The 19,353-nt window shown below is 45.0% G+C and carries 22 protein-coding genes; all 22 read right to left on the bottom strand.

Going from position 1 to position 19,353, the window contains the following annotated elements; genetic code table 11:
• Positions 1 to 265: 265 nt before the first annotated feature.
• Positions 266 to 1,042 carry a prolipoprotein diacylglyceryl transferase gene (gene lgt, locus GH808_RS14030; protein WP_186843417.1) on the bottom strand — a complete coding sequence of 259 codons (777 nt, stop codon included), beginning with the start codon at positions 1,040 to 1,042 and terminating at the stop codon, positions 266 to 268.
• 2 nt (positions 1,043 to 1,044) lie between these two features.
• Positions 1,045 to 1,611, bottom strand: a complete 567-nt coding sequence (pduL, locus tag GH808_RS14025; protein WP_186843416.1) for a phosphate propanoyltransferase — start codon at positions 1,609 to 1,611, stop codon at positions 1,045 to 1,047.
• 64 nt (positions 1,612 to 1,675) lie between these two features.
• The gene (gene recN, locus GH808_RS14020) at positions 1,676 to 3,415 is read right to left on the bottom strand and encodes a DNA repair protein RecN (RefSeq protein ID WP_186843415.1); all 1,740 of its coding nucleotides are present in this window, start codon (positions 3,413 to 3,415) and stop codon (positions 1,676 to 1,678) included.
• Positions 3,416 to 3,427: 12 nt separating this feature from the next.
• A complete protein-coding gene (locus GH808_RS14015; protein ID WP_186843414.1) occupies positions 3,428 to 3,877 on the bottom strand; it encodes an arginine repressor in 450 nt (149 codons plus the stop codon).
• 27 nt (positions 3,878 to 3,904) lie between these two features.
• Positions 3,905 to 4,786 carry an NAD(+)/NADH kinase gene (locus GH808_RS14010; protein WP_186843413.1) on the bottom strand — a complete coding sequence of 294 codons (882 nt, stop codon included), beginning with the start codon at positions 4,784 to 4,786 and terminating at the stop codon, positions 3,905 to 3,907.
• Position 4,787: 1 nt separating this feature from the next.
• Complete coding sequence (locus tag GH808_RS14005; protein ID WP_207722346.1) at positions 4,788 to 5,615, bottom strand: TlyA family RNA methyltransferase; 828 nt, start codon at positions 5,613 to 5,615, stop codon at positions 4,788 to 4,790.
• A gap of 39 nt (positions 5,616 to 5,654) precedes the next feature.
• Entirely contained in the window at positions 5,655 to 6,227 is a 573-nt protein-coding gene (locus GH808_RS14000; RefSeq protein WP_186843412.1) for a hypothetical protein, read from the bottom strand.
• 837 nt (positions 6,228 to 7,064) lie between these two features.
• The gene (locus GH808_RS13995) at positions 7,065 to 7,961 is read right to left on the bottom strand and encodes a polyprenyl synthetase family protein (protein WP_186843411.1); all 897 of its coding nucleotides are present in this window, start codon (positions 7,959 to 7,961) and stop codon (positions 7,065 to 7,067) included.
• Complete coding sequence (gene xseB, locus GH808_RS13990) at positions 7,961 to 8,176, bottom strand: exodeoxyribonuclease VII small subunit (RefSeq protein WP_186843410.1); 216 nt, start codon at positions 8,174 to 8,176, stop codon at positions 7,961 to 7,963. The genes GH808_RS13995 and xseB overlap by 1 nt, the downstream gene beginning before the upstream one ends.
• Before the next feature lie 2 nt (positions 8,177 to 8,178).
• Positions 8,179 to 9,387, bottom strand: coding sequence for an exodeoxyribonuclease VII large subunit (gene xseA / locus GH808_RS13985; protein WP_186843409.1), 1,209 nt, complete (start codon positions 9,385 to 9,387; stop codon positions 8,179 to 8,181).
• 166 nt (positions 9,388 to 9,553) lie between these two features.
• A complete protein-coding gene (locus GH808_RS13980; protein WP_186843408.1) occupies positions 9,554 to 10,531 on the bottom strand; it encodes a Kae1-like domain-containing protein in 978 nt (325 codons plus the stop codon).
• Positions 10,518 to 10,934 (bottom strand): transcription antitermination factor NusB, encoded by a 417-nt coding sequence (nusB, locus tag GH808_RS13975; protein ID WP_186843407.1) that lies wholly within the window; start codon positions 10,932 to 10,934, stop codon positions 10,518 to 10,520. Before nusB ends, GH808_RS13980 begins: the two co-directional genes overlap by 14 nt.
• Positions 10,935 to 11,164: 230 nt before the next feature.
• Positions 11,165 to 11,509 carry an Asp23/Gls24 family envelope stress response protein gene (locus GH808_RS13970; RefSeq protein ID WP_186843406.1) on the bottom strand — a complete coding sequence of 115 codons (345 nt, stop codon included), beginning with the start codon at positions 11,507 to 11,509 and terminating at the stop codon, positions 11,165 to 11,167.
• Between the two features lie 22 nt (positions 11,510 to 11,531).
• On the bottom strand, positions 11,532 to 11,966 hold the full coding sequence (locus tag GH808_RS13965; protein WP_186843405.1) for a CD1247 N-terminal domain-containing protein: 435 nt from the start codon (positions 11,964 to 11,966) through the stop codon (positions 11,532 to 11,534).
• Between the two features lie 2 nt (positions 11,967 to 11,968).
• Positions 11,969 to 12,526 carry an elongation factor P gene (gene efp / locus GH808_RS13960; RefSeq protein WP_186843404.1) on the bottom strand — a complete coding sequence of 186 codons (558 nt, stop codon included), beginning with the start codon at positions 12,524 to 12,526 and terminating at the stop codon, positions 11,969 to 11,971.
• Positions 12,527 to 12,638: 112 nt separating this feature from the next.
• Positions 12,639 to 13,496, bottom strand: a complete 858-nt coding sequence (gene prmC / locus GH808_RS13955; protein WP_186843403.1) for a peptide chain release factor N(5)-glutamine methyltransferase — start codon at positions 13,494 to 13,496, stop codon at positions 12,639 to 12,641.
• A 75-nt stretch (positions 13,497 to 13,571) separates the two neighbouring features.
• Positions 13,572 to 13,787, bottom strand: a complete 216-nt coding sequence (rpmE, locus tag GH808_RS13950) for a 50S ribosomal protein L31 (protein WP_186843402.1) — start codon at positions 13,785 to 13,787, stop codon at positions 13,572 to 13,574.
• Positions 13,788 to 13,879: 92 nt separating this feature from the next.
• The gene (rho, locus tag GH808_RS13945; RefSeq protein WP_186843401.1) at positions 13,880 to 15,592 is read right to left on the bottom strand and encodes a transcription termination factor Rho; all 1,713 of its coding nucleotides are present in this window, start codon (positions 15,590 to 15,592) and stop codon (positions 13,880 to 13,882) included.
• Between the two features lie 201 nt (positions 15,593 to 15,793).
• Complete coding sequence (gene scfB, locus GH808_RS13940; protein WP_186843400.1) at positions 15,794 to 17,146, bottom strand: thioether cross-link-forming SCIFF peptide maturase; 1,353 nt, start codon at positions 17,144 to 17,146, stop codon at positions 15,794 to 15,796.
• Positions 17,147 to 17,475: 329 nt separating this feature from the next.
• A complete protein-coding gene (gene scfA / locus GH808_RS13935) occupies positions 17,476 to 17,622 on the bottom strand; it encodes a six-cysteine ranthipeptide SCIFF (RefSeq protein ID WP_186843399.1) in 147 nt (48 codons plus the stop codon).
• A 24-nt stretch (positions 17,623 to 17,646) separates the two neighbouring features.
• On the bottom strand, positions 17,647 to 18,024 hold the full coding sequence (yajC, locus tag GH808_RS13930) for a preprotein translocase subunit YajC (RefSeq protein ID WP_207722345.1): 378 nt from the start codon (positions 18,022 to 18,024) through the stop codon (positions 17,647 to 17,649).
• 18 nt (positions 18,025 to 18,042) lie between these two features.
• Complete coding sequence (gene tgt, locus GH808_RS13925; protein ID WP_186843398.1) at positions 18,043 to 19,164, bottom strand: tRNA guanosine(34) transglycosylase Tgt; 1,122 nt, start codon at positions 19,162 to 19,164, stop codon at positions 18,043 to 18,045.
• Between the last annotated feature and the right edge of the window lie 189 nt (positions 19,165 to 19,353).

The following is a 19,353-nucleotide window of genomic DNA, read 5'->3' as shown; positions in this document are numbered from 1 at the left end:
GATTTTTACCAACTGGCTGGTCAGTAATAATCTAAATTTACTTGAGGTATTTTTTATTGTCAATCCCTTGACCTATTCAAATTATACAGGAAGCTTTCTAAAAATTTGAATTCTAAAACAGTCGACGGCAAATGGATTGTCCCCACATCTGATCCGTTGTTTTAGAATTCCAGCTTGTTAGTTAGCACCCGGATTTAAGAAGCTTATTCAAACTACCGGCAAAAAGCATAAAAAAAGAGCATAAGCTCTTTTTTTATGGTCCGATTTATTTTAGTGAATTTGGAAATTTATTCTCGTTTTTTCGCAGATAGGTGAGTCCGAAGACGGCAACGACGATTAAAGCCAGGCTAATCAGCTGGGCTGTTCTGAGTCCTAAAAACATCAGACTGTCGGTTCTCAAACCCTCAATGAAAAAACGGCCAATTGAGTATAAACCAAGATAAACGAACAGCAATTCGCCATCAACTTTTTTCAGTTTGCTTTCATAAAAGAAGAGAAAACCGAAAACAAGCAAATCCCAGATTGATTCATATAAAAACGTGGGATGAACCCGGATTGTTCCAAGCACTGCATCGTTAACCGTAATGGCCCATGGCAAGTTTGTCTGCCCGCCATAAGCTTCCTGGTTAATGAAATTCCCCCATCTCCCGATCGCCTGTCCCAAAGGCAAACCCGGTATGACCGTATCCGCCAGGCTCAAGAAGTGAACTTTTTTTACCCTGCACAGAATAACTGCCACGATCACGCCAGCGATAATCCCGCCGTGTATGGCAAGACCACCGTGCCAGGTGGCAATAATTTCGGCCGGGTGAGCTGCATAATCCGAAAAATTGAAAGCAACATAATAAAGACGGGCTCCAATGACCACGGCCGGCATCATAAAAAGGAAAAAATCCAAAATGACGTCCGGATCGATTCCGTATTTCTTCGACCGTTTGATGCTGATCAATAATCCGATAATCAGAGCACTGGCAATCAGAATGCCGTACCATCGTACTTCACGTCCAAAGAAGGCAAAAGCAATGGGATCTGGCGCAATCATGACTAAATAATGGTTGCCATCTGACCGTTTTTAGCGCCGGCAGCATTTCCTTCTTCAACGTCAAGATGCATATCCAAAAGGAAATTAGGATTAACCCGTACCAGTACATTATCAAAAATTAAACCACGTGGTCCATCCAGTTTTACAGAAACAACGTCCTGGTCTTTTAAACCAAAAGCTTTGCCTTCTTCAGGGCTCATATGAATATGTCGAGCTGCCACAATAACACCATGATCGATATCAACTTCACCGGCAGGTCCAACAACTTTGACGCCAGGTGTACCAGCGGTATCGCCTGAGTTTTTAAGAGGCACTTTAAGTCCTAATGCAAAACCATCACCGATTGACAATTCAACCTGGGTTTCAGGTCGAACCGGTCCGAGAATACGCATTGTCATTTTCCCCTTTGGTCCCACAACGTCTACTTTTTCTTCACATGCGAACTGTCCGGGTTGTGATAAATCTTTCATCACTGTTAATTTGTAGCCTTTTCCAAATAATACCTCTAAATCTGCCTGTGATACATGAATGTGTTTGTTTGATAGCCCAATTGGCACTTTTCTTTCCAATTTATATCTCCTTACTTAAATATATTTTTAACAATCTTAATTCTAACCAATAACGACTAAAATGTTAAGACAATATTTTGTTCTCTTTGCTTTTTTTTGATTTTTTTACTTTTTGGCTTAATTCCAGCATTTCCTGGGCATGCTCCCATGTTTTTCGGGTCACTTCCGCTCCCCCAAGCATTCGCGAAAGCTCCTCTTTTTTACCCTTTTCATCAAGGGGGATAAAACGCACTTCCACCGAATCATCAACCGTCCGCTTTTCAACCATAAAATGCTGATCAGCCATCGCCGCAATCTGCGGCAAATGGGTAATGCAGATAATCTGCCGGCCACCTGGCGGAGTGACGGTCAGCGCCTGTATTTTTTCCGCAACCACCTGCGCTGTCCGGCCGCTGATGCCGGTGTCAATTTCATCAAAAACCATCGTTTCGATGGCATCCAGCCCGCCAAATATACTTTTGATACTCAGCATAATTCGCGATATTTCCCCACCAGAGGCAACTTTGCCCAGCGGCTTCGGCGGTTGTCCCGGATTCACCGAAATCAGAAACTCCACCGTATCCTGTCCACTGGAAGAAAAGCGCGTCGTATCATGCTGCACTGAAACCTCGACCTGAACCTTTTCCATGGCCAGCTCACTCAATTCTTTTTCAAGCGCGCTTTTTAATGCGTTTGCTGATTTAACCCGCAGCGCATACAGTGCTTCACTGACCTTGAGATACTGATTCTGCAACTGCTTCAGCTGCTGGTAATATGCTTGAAGATGCTCATCCCGATTGATCAGATCCTTCAATCGGCTGCGAATCTCGTCACCATAGGCCAGTATTTCGGTGATATCCGGTCCATATTTGCGTTTGAGCCTGTCGATGATGCCAAGGCGGGCTTCAATCTCATCCAGATCGCCGAGATTGTATTCCATATCTTCCAGATAGGATCGAATTTCAAATGAAAGGTTTTCCATCTCACTGAACACGCCATCAATAATTACCAGTTTCTGCTCAAAACTGCTGTCGATTTTTGCCGTTTCCGAAATATCTTCCTGCAGCATTCCCATCGCATCGAGAATCGAATGCTGCCCGTTTGTTTCTCCCTGAAGCAGTTCATAGGCTCGACTCACGCCGGAAAAAAGCCGTTCCCGATTCTCCAGCATGCGCTTTTCTTCTTCTAACTGTTCATCTTCGCCAATTTTCAGGGCAGCGTTGTCAATTTCTGCGATTTCGAACTGAAGGTTTTCTTTTTCGCGTTCCAGTTCCCGTTCGTTTTTTTCCAATTCATCAATCTGATTGGTTATTTTTTTGATGTCGCTGGCATAATCAGCGATCCGCTTCCGATACGCCGCGTTGTCCGCTGCGCCGAATGCATCCAGCAGCTCGCGGTGGTTTTCACGTTTGAACAGCGACTGATGCTCATGCTGGCCATGAATATCCATCAGATCGTCGCCAATGCTCTTCAGCTGAGAAACTGTGATAATCAGGCCGTTGGCGCGGCATACATTCCGGCCCCGGTCATCCAGCTCGCGGGTTAAAATCAGTTGACCTTCTTCGTCAGGAATCCCGAATACCCTGCATTTTTCAATCAGCTTATTTTGTCCGCTGATATCGAAAAGTCCCTGAACCGTCATCCGGGATTCACCCTGCCGGATATTGTTTTTATTGCCGCGATTGCCAAGCACCAGGGTGAGCGCATCAATCACGATGGATTTTCCGGCCCCGGTTTCTCCGGTTATCACATTCAGACCCTGGCTGAAATCAACGGCCAGATGGTCAATCAGCGCATAATTATTAACAACGAGATTTCTCAGCATAGAGCCCTCCCCCTATTTCATCAACTTTTTGAATTTGCCAACAATTTCTTCCATCATGTTGCGATTGCGGATTAAAACAAAAATCGTATCATCACCAGCGATGGTTCCCACAATTTCCGACCACTCGAGCGAATCAATGGCTAGCGCCGCGGCCTGTGCCATGGCCGGCAGCGTTCTCAGCACAATCATATTATCGACAAAATCGATGGTCAGGACCGATTCCTTGAAAACGGCATTGACCCTTTCATTGTAAATACTGCCGATGTCCTTGAGCGGAGCATAATGCTGAATGCCGTCGTGGCTCATGACTTTGATTAATTTGAGTTCTTTAATATCTCTGGAAATCGTCGCCTGGGTGACGGTAAAGCCCCGATTCTTCAACGCCTGTGCCAGTTCTTCCTGGGTTTCGATCAGGTTATTCTCGATAATTTCAATAATTTTGAGTTGCCGCGATACTTTCATCTCTCTTTTCCTCCCCCAAATCTCTATTTAACTTTCAAAATCGCTTAAAAGCTTAATTCTCAAACGTTCATAGCTGCTTATTTCGTTAAGCCGAATCAGACGGGTGCAATGAGAGGATTTTTGAACCTGAACCTTATCTTCAGGTGTAATTGAAACCGTGGTTTGACCGTCCAGTGTTACAACAATGTCTTTTTCCCGTTCACCAAATTCTAATGTGATCACTTCATCTTCCGGTAATACATAGGCCCGGTCATGAAGACGATGGGGGCAGATCGGATTCAGTATCATCACTTTTGCCCGGGGCGAAACCACCGGGCCGCCGGCCGCCAATGAATATCCGGTCGATCCGGTGGCCGTTGAAATAATCAGCCCGTCGGCGCGAAATTTATCAATTGTCGCGCCATTGGCAAATGCCCGGATCTCCATCATGCGCGATCCCCGGCTTTTTACCAGGACATCGTTTAGCGCGGTATACTCATGCGCCCCGGAATTTTTCCTGGTGATGATGCAGCTTAACATCATCCGTTCTTCGATATAATAATGACCGGTCGTGAGATTTTTTAACGTCTCCTCATAATGAGCCGCCTCGCCTTCTGTCAGGAAGCCCAATTTCCCGAGATTGATTCCAAAAATCGGCATGCACGAAAAGCAGGATTTTCTGGCAACTGACAGCAGGGTACCATCTCCCCCAAGAACCAGAATACAATCAGGCTGCTCATAAAAAATACTGCTGGGATAATAATGAACCAGCTCATGCTGATAACTGATCTGCCCTTCCAGCAAGGCAATCTTGAATCCCCGTTTCACTAAATAGGCGATGCAACGTTCTGCCAGAGACTTGCTGTCCTTCTTCTCCATATTCAGATAGACACCAATCTCTCTTATTTCCTGATTTACCAATTTTCTCATCCTATTCCTCAATGGGGTGCTTCTTTTTCTGACAGCTTTCGTGTGCCGCTGTAACAACCGAATCAATTGTCTGACTCCAGTTTTTTTCTTCAAACGGTTCGGTGTTTTCCACAAAAACGAGAAATTCAATGTTTCCCTTGGGTCCCTGAATCGGTGAAAAATCCAGTCCGTTGATGGTAAAGCCCTGACTTTCAATGGCTCCCAACACTTCCAACAGAACCTCGGCGTGTATTTTTTTATCCCGTACCACACCGTTTTTTCCGATCCGATCCCGTCCTGCCTCGAACTGGGGTTTAATCAGCCAGATTCCCTGTGCCCCCTGTTTCATAAACCCTTTGATCGCAGGAATCAGTTTCGTGATGGAAATAAAAGATACGTCCATAACGGTGCCGTCGACCATTTCTGAAATGACATCTGTCGTCAAATACCGAAAATTCGTTCGTTCCATAGAAACAACACGGGGATCATTTCGCAATCGCCAATCCAGCTGCCCGTAACCGACATCGACTGAATAAACCTTCTTGGCGCCATTTTGAAGCAGACAGTCGGTGAAACCGCCGGTGGAAGCGCCGATATCGATAAATGTCCGCTCTGCTACCGGCATGCCAAATACCGCCAGCCCCTTCTCCAGTTTCAATCCGCCTCGGCTGACATAGGGCATATCACTGCCCTTTATCACGATCGTCGCCGCAATATCCACGAGATCCCCGGCTTTATCCTTCACTTGTTCATTGACCAGGACCAGCCCGGCCATAATCGCTTTCTTTGCCCGTTCCCGCGTTTCAAAATGTCCCTGACTTACCAATAATTTATCTAAGCGTTCTTTCAAAATTTCCTCTTTTCATAACATCTCATATTTTTTTAATAATTATTCTTTTCCGCTGAGTGCGATTCTAAAACTTGCAATGACAATTGCTATGCCATGGATGATTGCGGTGCCGTTTTTCATGGCAAGATCTTTTCCCAGCGCTTTCCCGCCAACCGTTATACAAGCCACAACACTGCTGAGAATCAGTGTCATGAACGCCACATTCATTAACGGATAGAAGGCAGCCAGCTGCATGACAATCGTAATCGTCATCGTTCCACTGACAATTCCGCAAATATCCCCGATCACATCGCCACAGAAATTAGAAACCCGGGTTGCATTTTTAACCAGTTCCACCGATATTTTGGCTCCTTTTATTTTTTTTGATGCCATCGCATTAAAAGGTTCCAGCGTCACAGCAGTGATCGCGATTCCGATCGCATCGCCGATGACCCCGATTAGAACAACAATGAATAAAATGATGAAAGCAACAAAAATAGGTGTGTTCGACAATAGCACATCGGAAATGTAGCTGATCAGCATGGTTAAAAAAAACGTCGAGATCATAATAATAATCACCCATCGCCGATGACGTTTATCCTTCAATTCTTTTTTTGACAACTTTTTTTTCATGACTTTCTCCCGGACACGATGATTATTTATACATCATTATACAATTAATTGTGAAATATTTAAAGCCCAAACAAAAGTTGCTTTGCTACCGGTTTCCGCAACCAATTTGGTAACGTGTAGGCGAACAGTCCTAAGACTGTCCGCCGTACAGTGTACAACATTGGTTCGCGCAAACCGGTAGCGAAGCTCATGGTAGTTAATCATATACAATAAAAGGAACTATGAAACATCATAATTCCTTAAATAATTACAAATTGAGGTGGTAGTATTATTAGTAAACTTTGCGACTTAGGTCCAGCAGGATTTCCCAATACACGACTGAAACGTCGCCGTTCCAGCGGTTTCCCTTTATGTGCATTCTGTAGTGTTGCCAGCTACAGGACTGAATTACCACTTAGTGTGCACCATAATCCTAATAATACCTCTTGCGAACAGCCTAGGAGTTTTCCTCAACAACACCCATCGATCCTTAGCCTCTTTTGCAAATTAGGTTTCGAGCAGCAATATTCCAAAACTTTGGGCCCAAAAGCCTATGAAACTGTCCGTTCATCTACCTAACCCACTCAAGGCAGGCTACGCTGCTTCAGTATCGAACAATCCAACACATTCACAGGTTAATCCCGCATTACACAGGTCTCCACGGAGGCAGGGTCAACGCCCGCATGCCATTGCGGATCGCCCCATCCTCCTTAACCCCCTGAATCAGCCCTCAACTGGGCGTCAAAAGCAAAAACAAGGGACTTCATCGATATGCCCTTCAACGGATTTTTAGGCCCGCCTTCAAGATCGATAGTGCCGACTAGAATACTGCACCACCTGAATAGTCATTATAACATACTATTTTTGACGATGACAGATATAGCTCGCTAAATCCTCAAGAAACCGCGTATTCACACCAATTGGTTTAAGCATCTCTAAAGCTTCTTTTTCCAGTTCCGCCGCTTTCAATTTAGAAGCGTCCAGACCGTACAAGGATACGAATGTCGCTTTATGATTCTTTTCATCACTGCCGATTGGTTTGCCCAGGTCTGCTTCATTTCCCTCGATATCGAGAATATCATCCACAATTTGAAAGGCAAGACCAATCCGCTGGCTGTAACTGATTAACCGGCCCTGGGTAGCCGGCTCTGCGCCGGCAATCAGACAGCCACTTTGAACACAGGCTTCCAGCAGCGCCCCGGTTTTATGCATATGAATGTAGTCCATTTCTTGCAAACTGATCACCCGCTCCTCGCTGAGGATATCTGCCACCTGTCCGCCAATCATGCCGCTGATGCCAGCAGCGCCCATGATAATTCGCATGGCCGCCAGATAGTTGCTCAGCATATCGCCGTCGAGACCCTGCGTTCCCTGTAGCATCGTCTCGACCGCATAATTGAGCAGCGCATCCCCGGCCAGGATCGCCATCGCCTCGCCGAACACCTTGTGATTGGTCGGTTTTCCCCGTCTTAAATCGTCGTTATCCATCGCCGGCAGATCATCATGAATCAGCGAATAGGTGTGGATCATCTCCATGCCCAGCGCCAGCGGCATGATGACATCAACATCCCCGCACAAAGCCCGGCAGGTTTCCGTCATTAAAACTGGCCGCAGCCGCTTTCCGCCGGCAAAGAGGCTGTACTTCATCGCTTCGATGATGACTTCCGGGGTGTCCATGTTTTTCTGAAACACTTCCGCCAGCTGCTGATTGATCGCGATGCCTTTATTTTTGAAGTCAGATTTGAAATCACCCACTACTCTGCGCTCCCTTCAAAGTCCTTTTCTTCCTTGTCAATCATGATGGTAATTTTACCTTCCAGGGTATCCAGATCACCATTGCATTCATTGATCAGCTTCATGCCTTCTTCGAAGAGCTTCATCGATGCTTCAATTTCCTGATTGTCATCTTCAAGCAATTCGGCAATGGTTTCCAGACGACTCATTTTAGCTTTCAATTTTTTTACTGCCATAATTAATTCTCCTTAATGGATTGAATACTCGCAACCGCTTCTCCGTCTGCAAAACGAAGATGAATGCGCTGATCAACATTGAGTCCGGCTACCGAACCAACGGGAATCCCCTTTTCATCCGTAACCCGCACATACCCTTTTTTGAGCACTTTGATGGGATTCATCGCTTCCAGGCGGCTCTCAAGATTGCTGAGCTGCCGCCGTTCATCTTTTAAGCGTCTTTTTATCGAGCGGCTCATTCGTTCCTGAATGGCATCGATACTGAGCCGCGTATCACCGATTCGTTCCCGCGGCCGGAACCGCATGAACGCTTTTTTCATTCCCAGTAAAACGTCCCGGTTTGCGGTGATTCGGGCCTGCATCGACTGTTCCATTCGGCTCTTTAGCAGCACCAGCGCCCGCATCATGCTCATCGTCTCCTCGGCCACCAGTTCAGCCGCCCCGGAAGGCGTCGGCGCCCGCAGATCGGCAACAAAATCTGAAATGGTATAATCAATTTCATGACCAACCGCCGATACGACGGGCAAATCCGATTCATAAATCGCTTTGGCCAGATTTCTGTCATTAAACGCCCAGAGATCTTCAATGGAGCCGCCACCACGGCCAATGACGATCACATCTACCGATTGCAGTTCATTGAACGTTCTTATACCCTGAATCAGGTTTTTGGGTGCTTCATCGCCCTGCACGAGACTGGGATAGATCACAATATCGATCAGCGGATTTCGCCGTTTGATGATCGAAATCATGTCCTTAACCGCCGCCCCAGTCGGCGAAGTCACAAGCCCGACCCGACTGATGATTTCCGGGAGCTTCTTTTTTCTGTCCGGTTCAAAGTATCCCTTTTCTTCCAGTTCGCTTTTCAGGGCGAGATACGCCTGAAAGAGGTCGCCGATCCCCTGCGGCTCCATCGATCTTACAGTCACCTGATACTGCCCGCTGGGCAGATATATTCCCAGACTTCCGCGCAGGGTCACCTGCTGCCCTTCCTTCGGCAGAAATTTCAACCCGGCTGCCGCATTCCGGAACATCACACAATCGATCTTGCTGCCCGGATCTTTCAGTGAAAAATACAAATGTCCGGAAGCCGCCCGTTTGACGTTGGACAACTCGCCCTGGATGGTCAGATTCTTCAGCAGACTGTTGGTTTCCAGCAGCGTTTTCAGATACTGGTTCAGCTCCGAAACACTGAGGATTTTAACACTCGCCACGGCTATCACCTCCTTTTCTTAATATTCTTAGGTAATTGTGGAAATTCAAAAAAACGAACACAAGTTGCTGTGATGCCGGTTTCCGCAACCAATTTGGTAACGTGTAGGCGAACAGTCCTAAGACTGTCCGCCGTACAGTGTACAGATTGGTTCGCGCAAACCGGCATCACAGCTCACGGCAGTTTCTTAATTGCCTAAAATAATCCATGCCCATCAGGGCATTGCCCAGCGCATTGTCTCTTGCATATTCACCGGGTGAAAAACACAGGCGGATGCCGGAATGGCTTAATTCCTTTTCAACGCACTTTTTGATGATCTGGTTTGACATCACGCCGCCGGAAAACAGAACCGACTTGAAAGCGTATTGTTCCTGCAGTATCACGATGGATTTAGCCAGGGTTTTGGCAATGGCTTTCAACAGCTGATAGGCGACAACCCCCGGATCAATCCCCTTATTCAGATAGTTTCTGGCCTGATTTTCCTGACCTGAAAAATGAAAATCGGCCCCTGCCATCGTCGAGGGGATGACGCAGTCATTGGGCAGCTCGTGCTGCAGTGCCTTTTCTGCCAGCGCTTCAAGCGCTCTACCAGCTGGAAAATCACAGCCCATGGCAACCCCGATGCGGTCGACCAATTGCCCGGCATTCAAATCCAGCGTCTGGGCTATGATCTCGCAGCGGTAGCCGATCTTTTCTTTATTCACCAGGATCAGCTCGGAAGTTCCCCCCGAAAAATGGACGGCGCAGAAGGAATCCTCCAATTCCGGTGAACCGCTGCCGTAGAGCGCGGCCCGGATATGATTTTCCTGATGACTGACCTTCAAAAGATTGACATTTAGAACGCTGGCCAGCGATTTAGCCAGCGATTCACCAGCTCGAAAAACCGGCATATAGGAATCCGGCAACGGCCGCGGCCGTTCCGAACAACAGATGACGTCGATTTCCCGGCCGTGTGTGATGTCTTCCAGTAAAACCGGCAAATTATTCACATGCTGAAAAAGAGCATCCGATTGACGAAGTCCTCTTTCTCCTGACTTCACTTCCAATAGGATGCCCCTGCTATAAATAATGTTTTCTTTTTCGTCCACTAAGGCAACCGAAGTCGTATAGTTACTGGTATCAATTCCTAAACTAAAGGCGCACATCTTGTCTATCCTTGACAATTTTATTCAGAATACCATTGACGTAATTTTTTCCGTCTTCATCCCCGTATTTTTTAGTCAGTTCAATCGCCTCATTGATGACTACTTCAAAGGGAACTTTTTCCTGCATAAAGAGTAGCTCGCAAATTGCCAGACGCAAAATTGATTTTTCAACCTTGGGAATTCGGTCAATTTTCCAGGTTTCTTTCAGATACTCATCCAGAATTTCATCAATCTCCGAAAGATGCGCTTCCGTTGCATCAATTAACGCTTTTCCATAAGTCATGTCCAGCTCATTGTCTTCCAGAAAATAGGCGATGCTATCGGTAAAATCCGCGGGTTCCGTATGAAAGTCCAACTGAAATATGCCTTTAAGCGCATATTCCCTTTCTTTTTTTCGACTCATTTGTTCTCCTTCTTGTGGTTAATAGAGGTAATTGCGTAACGCATAAACACCGAACAATTGTTGCTTTACGAGTAGTTTCCACAACCAATTTTGTAACGTGTAGGCGAACAGTTCAACGAACTGTCCGCCGTACAGTGTAAAAATTGGTTTGTGCGAAACTGCTCGCAAAGCTCACGGCACTTTCGCAATTACCGAGAGGCTAATGTTAAAAGGGGCTGTTAAAACAGCCCCTAGACACCAGAACCTTCAATTCTTACATTAACCGCAACTACCTGCAAATCAGATATCGATTCAACTTCCGATTTGACTTTTTCCTGAACCTCTCTTGAAACTTTTACAATGTCAACACCCGGTTCCATGATCAAATAAACCCAAATCGTCATGCCTTCAGGCTCACGGCCAATTTTAACGCCCTTTATTGTGGTAGTAAGAGACAATTTATCCATGATCTCATCGGTGATTCGCAATGAAATACGCTCCACACCATTCACTCCGGTAGCCGCAAGGCTGACAATTGAATAGATTATTTCATCGTTAAGATCCGGGGACAGCGTATTTGTCATTTCTTTTTTCATCCTAATCTACCCCCTGAGCTGATTAAACTTCCTGATGGCAGTCGCAACCGTCTTCGCCGCAGCAGTTGATTTCCTCATCAAGTTTAAACGGCGCTCCGCAATCCGGACAGACAACGGAGTTGTTTTCGAAGGATTCAAACTCGGTAATATAAACATTGCCGCATTCCGGACAAATGATTTCATAGTAATCATCATCGTCAAAGTCAAAATCATCGTCATCCATGTAATCATCTTCGTCCATCAGGAAATCTTCCAGATCAGACAGATCGTCATCAACCATTTCTACGTATTCTTCAAGTTCTTCCTGGGCTTCGGTTATGCCATCCAAAGCATCGACAATGTCTTCAAGAATATCCAGTACCTGTACCAGAACCTTGCCTTCATTTGAGCTTTGATCCAATGCTAAACCATCCACCAAACCTTTGGTGTAAGCAACTTTTTCATTAATATATTTCATCTTTATACCCTTTCCATGTAATCACCCGTTCGGGTATCAATTCGAATAACATCACCCTGTTCAACGAAAAGGGGAACCATAATGACTGCTCCGGTTTCTACAGTTGCCGGTTTATTGCCGCCGGTTGCCGTATCACCTTTAAATCCTGGATCTGTTTTAACAATCTCCAATTCCACAAAGTTTGGCGGTGTAACTTGAAATGGTACACCCTTAAGCGAACGAACCGTTGCATTGTCATTTTCTTTTAAAAATTTCAATGCTTCTTCAACCTGATTATGATTCATTGGGATCTGTTCATAGGTTTCACTGTCCATGAAATAGTATAATCCCCCATCTTCATACAGGTACTGCATTTCTCTTGTTTCAACCTGTGCTTTGGGATATCGTTCTGTCGGGTTGAATGATTTCTCAACCACTGCTCCAGATACTACATTTTTAATTTTCGTTCGAACGAACGCTGCACCTTTACCCGGTTTTACGTGTTGAAACTCAATAATAGTAAATGTGTTTCCGTCCATTTCAAACGTAACACCCTTTTTAAAATCTCCTGCCGATACCATATCTTACCTCCGCTATGAGTATATTAATTATTTCTTTCCATAATTATGCTTATACATTCTATCATAATTTTCTGAAGCCGTCATCACAATTTATGATGATGCCGGTTTGTTTTTATTTTCCAGCGCTTTCCCCGGTTAAACAACGCACATGGCCGCCAAGATCAACGATCTTCGCAATTTTTTTATAACCATGCCGGTTCAATAAACCGAAAACTGCATCCATTTGTTCATCGCCAATTTCCAGCGCCAGCAGTCCGCTTTTTTCCAAATGCAGACCCGCTGCCGCGATGATGCGCTCATAAAATTCCAATCCTGAAATACCGCCATCCAAAGCCATATGGGGCTCATACTTTAAAATATCCGGGGCCAGTTCATTCATGTCAGTCCTTTTGATATAAGGCGGATTTGAAACAATGACATCAAATTTCTCACCACCCGGAATCGCCTCAAACAGATCCCCTTCATATAAGGTAAGGTCACCTTTCACCAGACGATCGGCATTGGTTTTCGCCACCGACAACGCCTCCCCGGAAAAATCGCTGAGCGATACATTTCCCTGAGGATAAAACTTTTTTATTGAAATCCCGATGGCTCCGCTGCCGGTACACAGATCCAGGATTTTTGCGCCATTTGGATAATCAGCATTTAGCCACTTAATGAGATATTCCACCATCGGTTCTGTATCCGGTCGTGGTATTAACACGTTTTTATTGACAAAAAAATTCATTCCCATGAATTCTTTGTTTTCCAGTATATAGGCAACCGGCTCATACTGACACCGTCTTTCAATGGCGTCAAAATATGCTTTTTCCTTCATTGAGTCCAATACTTCATGGGGATGCGCATAAAAATAAATCCGGTCGCGCACTAAAACACCGCTCAGAATTATTTCCGCTTCCAAACCCGGATTTTCAATTCCAGCCTGATTAAGGGCTTTCCGACCATTATCCAAACTCGCTCTTATATCCATTGGTTTACCTCAACTCTTGTTTCATCTTTAATTTTAAAGACAAGAAAAAAGCCGGTTACAAGAACCGACTTTTTTTTACTCTGCTGACTCGTTTTTAATCGCGTATCTTTTATTAAATCGATCAACACGTCCACCACTATCAATAAGCTTTTGTTTCCCAGTAAAGAATGGGTGACAAGCAGAACAGATTTCCACTTTCAGCTCAGGTTTAACTGATCCAGTTTCAAATGTGTTTCCACATGCGCATTTGACTATTGACTTGCCATAATTTGGATGAATGCCTTCTTTCATCGAATCCACCTCGTTTCTTATTTATTTAATTATTCTTCGTTATTATATCAACCGAATCATTATATCAGACAATTCTTAAAAGATCAAATATTTTATGCATTAAATTTATCAATATATTTTTTTATAAACGCTTTATTGTCCTTCGTCTTTTCAAGAATCGAAATAATCTTGTCCGTCAGATCAAAAGCCGTTGTTCCCTTGTACAGTTTTCGGATATGGAAACTGACCTTTAATTCCTCATCCGAAAGGAGTTTTTCCTCCCGGCGTGTTCCTGACCGGTTGAGATTAATGGCTGGAAAAATTCGCCGTTCGGCCAGTTCTCTTTCGAGATGCAGTTCCATATTGCCGGTTCCTTTGAACTCTTCAAAAATAATATCGTCCATCCGGCTTCCCGTATCGACAAGCGTCGTCGCCAGAATCGTCAGGCTGCCGCCCTCCTCAACATTCCTGGCCGAACCAAAAAACTTTTTCGGAAAAAACAGTGCTTCCGGATCAAGCCCGCCTGACAGCGTTCTGCCCGAAGGTGAAACCACCAGATTGTTTCCGCGGGTCAAGCGGGTCAGGCTATCCACCAGAATAACCACGTCTTTTCCCTGCTCAACCAGTCGTTTTCCTCGTTCCAGAACAATCTCGGCCACTTTAATGTGATTTTCAGCGGGCTGGTCAAAGGTTGAATAGACAATATCCGCATCAACAGAGCGCTTCATATCCGTCACTTCTTCCGGCCGCTCATCGACAAGCAGAATAATCAGTTCAACATCCGGATGATTGGTGGTAATACCGGTGGCAATTTCTTTTAGCAGGATCGTTTTTCCGGCCTTGGGCGGTGCCACGATCATGCCACGCTGACCTTTTCCCATCGGCGAAAAGAGATCAATGATGCGGGTTGAAATCACATCCTGAGTCGTTTCGAGGGTGATCCGATCTTCCGGGAAAATCGGTGTCAGCTGTTCGAAGCGGGGCCGATTGGCTATTTTTTCGGGAATATCCCCGTTGACCTTTTCCACGTAAAGCAGGGCATCAAACTTTTCATTTTCGCCGGTCATCTTGATTTTTCCGACAATTTTATCCCCGGTACGCAGGTTAAACCGCCGGATCTGATTGGCCGCAACGTAAATATCATTGTCCCCGGACAAATAATGATTGGTTCTCAGAAAGCCGAAACCATCCGGATTCACATCCAGAATCCCTTCCTGTGAGCTCTTGAACCGGTCCAGATCCTTCTTATCATCGACATACAGCATGCTGTTGATCTTCTGGATAATATCGGCTGTCTTGGTGCCGTTGACCTTTTCCAGAAAAAGCATGGCCGAATATTTTTCACCGGATTTCGGCGGGCGAACTTTGCCACTCAGCACATCGCCGTTTTTTAATTTGAATTTCTGGATCTGTGATCCTGAAATATAAACGAAATCTTCATTCGTTGACATGTCCGCGTTTTTTACAAACCCAAAACCCTCGGGCAGGATTTCCAGAATCCCTTCCACCACCACTACATTATCCATGGAGTCTTTGATTTTATAATAAGGCGAACGGCTTCCATTACCATTACTGCCATTATTGCCGAAACCGTTGGCGCTTCGATGCATCGACTGATTCGTCTTTGTGTTTTTTTCTTCGGATGATGGGTCTTTTCCTTGGTCATCCTGCTTTGTTTCCTGATTGATATGCGTTTGTTCTTCAAGTGCCTCGATCGCATCAATCAGCTCAATTTTTTTGAGTCGGCTGGTTTTTTCAATACCCAGACGCTCTGCCTGCTTGCGCAATTCAACAACGGTTGAATCCTCTAATGATTTTCTTTCCAAACTATGCCTCCGTGGATGTTTATTAATGAATTTGAGTGTTGTATCAAGAATTTAAAATTCGTTCATTTGATGTAGATTGATTCGAAGTTTTAAAGTATATTTTGTAGATATCCATAATTTATCATAAATAACACGTCTTGTCAAAAAAGAGCAGTCTACTATCCTTAAGACTGCTCACAATACTGTCATCAGAAAGACATTCTATGCCTGTTCGCTCTCTTCAACAATTGAAATCATGATCGCATTTTCAACCCGTCGTCGTTCAATCTCACAGCTGACGTTATGCGGTTTCATGATGGTGCCGTTGAAGTTGTATGCATTGGCATGACATCCGCCGCCGCAGAAATATTTACACCAGCACTCTGTGCAGGCTTCCTTCTCCAGAAGGTTTCCGGCTTCAAATTCTTTTCTTATTTCAGTGTTTTCTATGCCCCTGAATACGTCCCCCATTTTGAAAATCTCATTGCCGACAAACTGATGGCAGGGATAGACATCGCCTTCCGGCGTCACTGCCACATAGTCTCGGCCCGCGCCGCAGCCGGAAAGGCGTTTGTAAACACAAGGGCCCTGATCCAGGTCCACATTGAAATGAAAAAAGTTATAATGCAGCCCATCTTCATGACGTTTCAAGTAGGACAGCGCCAGCTTGTCGTATTCTTCCATGATCACCGGCAAGTCCGCTTCCGTTATGGCATATCCTTTAGACGATTCAGAGACAACCGGTTCCACGGAAATACTCTTAAAACCCTGTTCTGCCAGAAACTGAACATCCTTCGAAAAATCAAGGTTGTAATGGGTATAAGTTCCGCGGACATAATGGTCGCGATCCCCCCGCAGCTCGGCCATCGCCTTGATATTATTGATGATGACATCAAACGAACCCTTATCATTAACGGTTTGTCGCATGCGGTCATTGACTTCCTTGCGGCCGTCAAGGCTCAAAACGATATTGTCCATGGTTTCATTAAGGTATTCCCGGGTTTCTGCGTCAAGCAGCACGCCATTGGTTGTCATGGTGTATTTGAATTTTTTATGATGCTTTTCTGCCATTTCGTTTCCATAGACGACCAGTTGCTTGACCACATCCAAATTCATCAGCGGTTCTCCGCCAAAGAAATCAATTTCCAGGTTTTCTCTGTTTTTGGACTGTGTAACGATAAAATCGATGGCTTTCTTTCCGACTTCCAGCGGCATCAGCATTTTTTCCCCGTCGAAATCCCCCTGAGCGGCAAAGCAGTAATTGCACTTGAGGTTGCAGTCATGGGCGACGTGAAGGCACATCGATTTGATCAGATCGCCGTTGGCGTAATGATCCTTCTGATACTTGATCTCCGTAAACAGCAGCCCTTCCGCTTTCAGGCTGTCCAGTTCATCCAGACATTCCCCGATTTCCTCCCGGCTGTAGCTCTCCGCGAAGTCCTCGATCAGTTCATTTCTTGTTTTTTCCGGATAACCATCCATCAATGCATAAGTCAGGTCATCAACCGTCAGCACGGTGCTGGTATCCACATCCAGAACGATATTCATTCCGTTAAGTTTATATTTATGTATCATTTGTTCTCCTTATTTTAAATAGCAATCAGCAATTGTGAAACTCTAAAAACACGAACAATAGTTGTTTTGATGTCGGTTTTCGCAACCAATTTGGTAACGTGTAGGCGAACAGTCGATAGACTGTCCGCCGTACAGTGTACAAAATTCGCGAAGGCAATGAGCCAATCACAAGCTTGCTTGTAGTTGGCGACTGCCCGCGACCTCGAAGAAATTCGCGTAGCGATTTCTTCTGGTGGTTCGCGTAAACCGGCAGCGAAACTTACGGCACTTTTGCAATCATAACAAAAGGGGCTATCTCTGATGAGACAGCCCCTTAGGCTTTAGAATAATTATTTCTCAGTCGTTTTTTTGCATTTTTGATTTCCAACGGTACAGGAAGTCTTACAAGCTGACTGACAGGAAGTTTGACATTCGCCACATCCTCTGTTTTTTACATCAGTGAGTTTACCTTCTTTAACGATTTTAATGTGTTTCAAATTGTTCACTCCCTTCAGAATGATTTATTTATTTGTTTTACTGTTTTCATCGTCGATCTCTTCATATTCTGCATCGACAACGGTTGGTTCTTCATCAAGCTCTTCAAAAACTTCTTCTTCCGCTTCTGGAGCATCACCGACGCTCACAATTTTAGATATAGCAGCTTTGGTGATCAGAGCTTTATTATAATCAGGCAATAATTCGATGGTAACATTTTCTTCGCCAATCGCATAAACAATGCCATAAAAACCACCAATAGTAAGGATTTCATCCCCAGGCTTCATATTCGTTCGCATCTCTTTAATTTCTTTTTGTTGTTTGTTTTGTGGTCTGATAATAAAGAAATAGAAAAATACAAGTACAAGAACCAAAGGGAGAATCATTGTTAAATCAATTCCCATATACATTCTCCTTCATATTTATTCGGTATAACCAAATTTTTCAAAGAAAGCTTCTTTATAGGCCAACAATTGATCATCCATTATCGCCTGTCGAATTTTCTTCATCGTGTTAAGTGTAAAGTATAAATTGTGATATGTCAATAACCTTGCCCCTAAAATTTCGTTGGTTTTTATCAGATGGCGAATATAAGCCCGCGTATAATTGCGGCAGACAAAGCAATCGCACTCGTGGTCAACCGGCGTGAAATCCTCTTTATAGGTCGCATTTCGAACCACGATTTTTCCATGGCTGGTGAATGCCGTGCCATTTCTGGCAATTCGCGTTTGCAGCACACAGTCAAACATATCAATACCGCGAATGGTTCCCTCGAAAAGAGCGTCCAGCGAGCCAACGCCCATCAGATAGCGCGGCTTGTCTTTCGGCAGCAGCGGCGTCGTGACATCCAGCATATGGTACATGACATCCTTGGGTTCACCCACGCTGAGTCCGCCAATGGAATATCCGGGAAAACCAATTTCTGTGAGATCTTTGACGCTCTGAGCCCGCAGATCATCATACATTCCGCCCTGAACAATTCCGAACAGTGCCTGGTCATCCGGGCGTTTGTGAGCATCCTTGCATCTTTTGGCCCATCTTGATGTCATTTCCATCGATTTTTTGGTGTACTCGTAATCAGCGCCGGCCGGCGCGCACTCGTCAAAACACATGATGATATCGGCACCGATGGTGTTTTGCATGTCGATGGACTTCTCCGGCGTCATAAAGTGTTTGGATCCATCCAGATGCGAGACAAACTCAACGCCTTCTTCAGAGATTTTTCTCAGATCGTTCAGCGAGAACACCTGAAATCCGCCACTATCAGTCAGGATCGGACGGTTCCAGTTCATGAATTTATGAAGCCCCCCCGCTTTTTCCATAATCTCCTGACCCGGTCGCAAATACAAATGATAGGTATTTCCCAGAATAATATTGGCATCCATCTCGACCAGATCTTCTGATGTCATCGATTTTACCGTCGCCTGGGTTCCCACCGGCATAAAAATCGGGGTGTTAATGACCCCGTGCTTGGTATGAATTTTTCCGACCCGAGCACCGGTATCCTTGCACTCCTTGATCAGTTCATAACGAAATTCACTCATTCTTTTCTGCTGCTGTAAATATAGACAAATATGTCCACATCCAGAAGTTTACTGTTTCACGGTGTCTGTCCTTGTGTGACTTGTCACACTACTAACATTTGATATAACACTCCGCAGTCTTAAAATCCCGACTAGCCATCGGTACATATATACAATGCAATTAAGAAGCGATTGTATATTCTATTGCAT

It is taken from the genome of Acetobacterium fimetarium (assembly GCF_014284475.1).
GTDB classification, from domain to species: domain Bacteria; phylum Bacillota; class Clostridia; order Eubacteriales; family Eubacteriaceae; genus Acetobacterium; species Acetobacterium fimetarium.
The sequence above is the reverse complement of the archived record's forward strand: the minus strand, read 5'-3'. Positions and strand labels throughout refer to the sequence as shown.

Bases quoted from the DNA above. Each gene is read 5' to 3' on its own strand.
- lgt (WP_186843417.1), bottom strand. From the start codon at position 1,042: ATGATTGCGCCAGATCCCATTGCTTTTGCCTTCTTTGGACGTGAAGTA.
- recN (WP_186843415.1), bottom strand. From the start codon at position 3,415: ATGCTGAGAAATCTCGTTGTTAATAATTATGCGCTGATTGACCATCTG.
- GH808_RS14015 (WP_186843414.1), bottom strand. From the start codon at position 3,877: ATGAAAGTATCGCGGCAACTCAAAATTATTGAAATTATCGAGAATAAC.
- GH808_RS14010 (WP_186843413.1), bottom strand. From the start codon at position 4,786: ATGAGAAAATTGGTAAATCAGGAAATAAGAGAGATTGGTGTCTATCTG.
- GH808_RS14000 (WP_186843412.1), bottom strand. From the start codon at position 6,227: ATGAAAAAAAAGTTGTCAAAAAAAGAATTGAAGGATAAACGTCATCGG.
- xseB (WP_186843410.1), bottom strand. From the start codon at position 8,176: ATGGCAGTAAAAAAATTGAAAGCTAAAATGAGTCGTCTGGAAACCATT.
- GH808_RS13980 (WP_186843408.1), bottom strand. From the start codon at position 10,531: ATGTGCGCCTTTAGTTTAGGAATTGATACCAGTAACTATACGACTTCG.
- nusB (WP_186843407.1), bottom strand. From the start codon at position 10,934: ATGAGTCGAAAAAAAGAAAGGGAATATGCGCTTAAAGGCATATTTCAG.
- GH808_RS13970 (WP_186843406.1), bottom strand. From the start codon at position 11,509: ATGAAAAAAGAAATGACAAATACGCTGTCCCCGGATCTTAACGATGAA.
- GH808_RS13965 (WP_186843405.1), bottom strand. From the start codon at position 11,966: ATGAAATATATTAATGAAAAAGTTGCTTACACCAAAGGTTTGGTGGAT.
- efp (WP_186843404.1), bottom strand. From the start codon at position 12,526: ATGGTATCGGCAGGAGATTTTAAAAAGGGTGTTACGTTTGAAATGGAC.
- prmC (WP_186843403.1), bottom strand. From the start codon at position 13,496: ATGGATATAAGAGCGAGTTTGGATAATGGTCGGAAAGCCCTTAATCAG.
- rpmE (WP_186843402.1), bottom strand. From the start codon at position 13,787: ATGAAAGAAGGCATTCATCCAAATTATGGCAAGTCAATAGTCAAATGC.
- scfB (WP_186843400.1), bottom strand. From the start codon at position 17,146: ATGATACATAAATATAAACTTAACGGAATGAATATCGTTCTGGATGTG.
- yajC (WP_207722345.1), bottom strand. From the start codon at position 18,024: ATGGGAATTGATTTAACAATGATTCTCCCTTTGGTTCTTGTACTTGTA.
- tgt (WP_186843398.1), bottom strand. From the start codon at position 19,164: ATGAGTGAATTTCGTTATGAACTGATCAAGGAGTGCAAGGATACCGGT.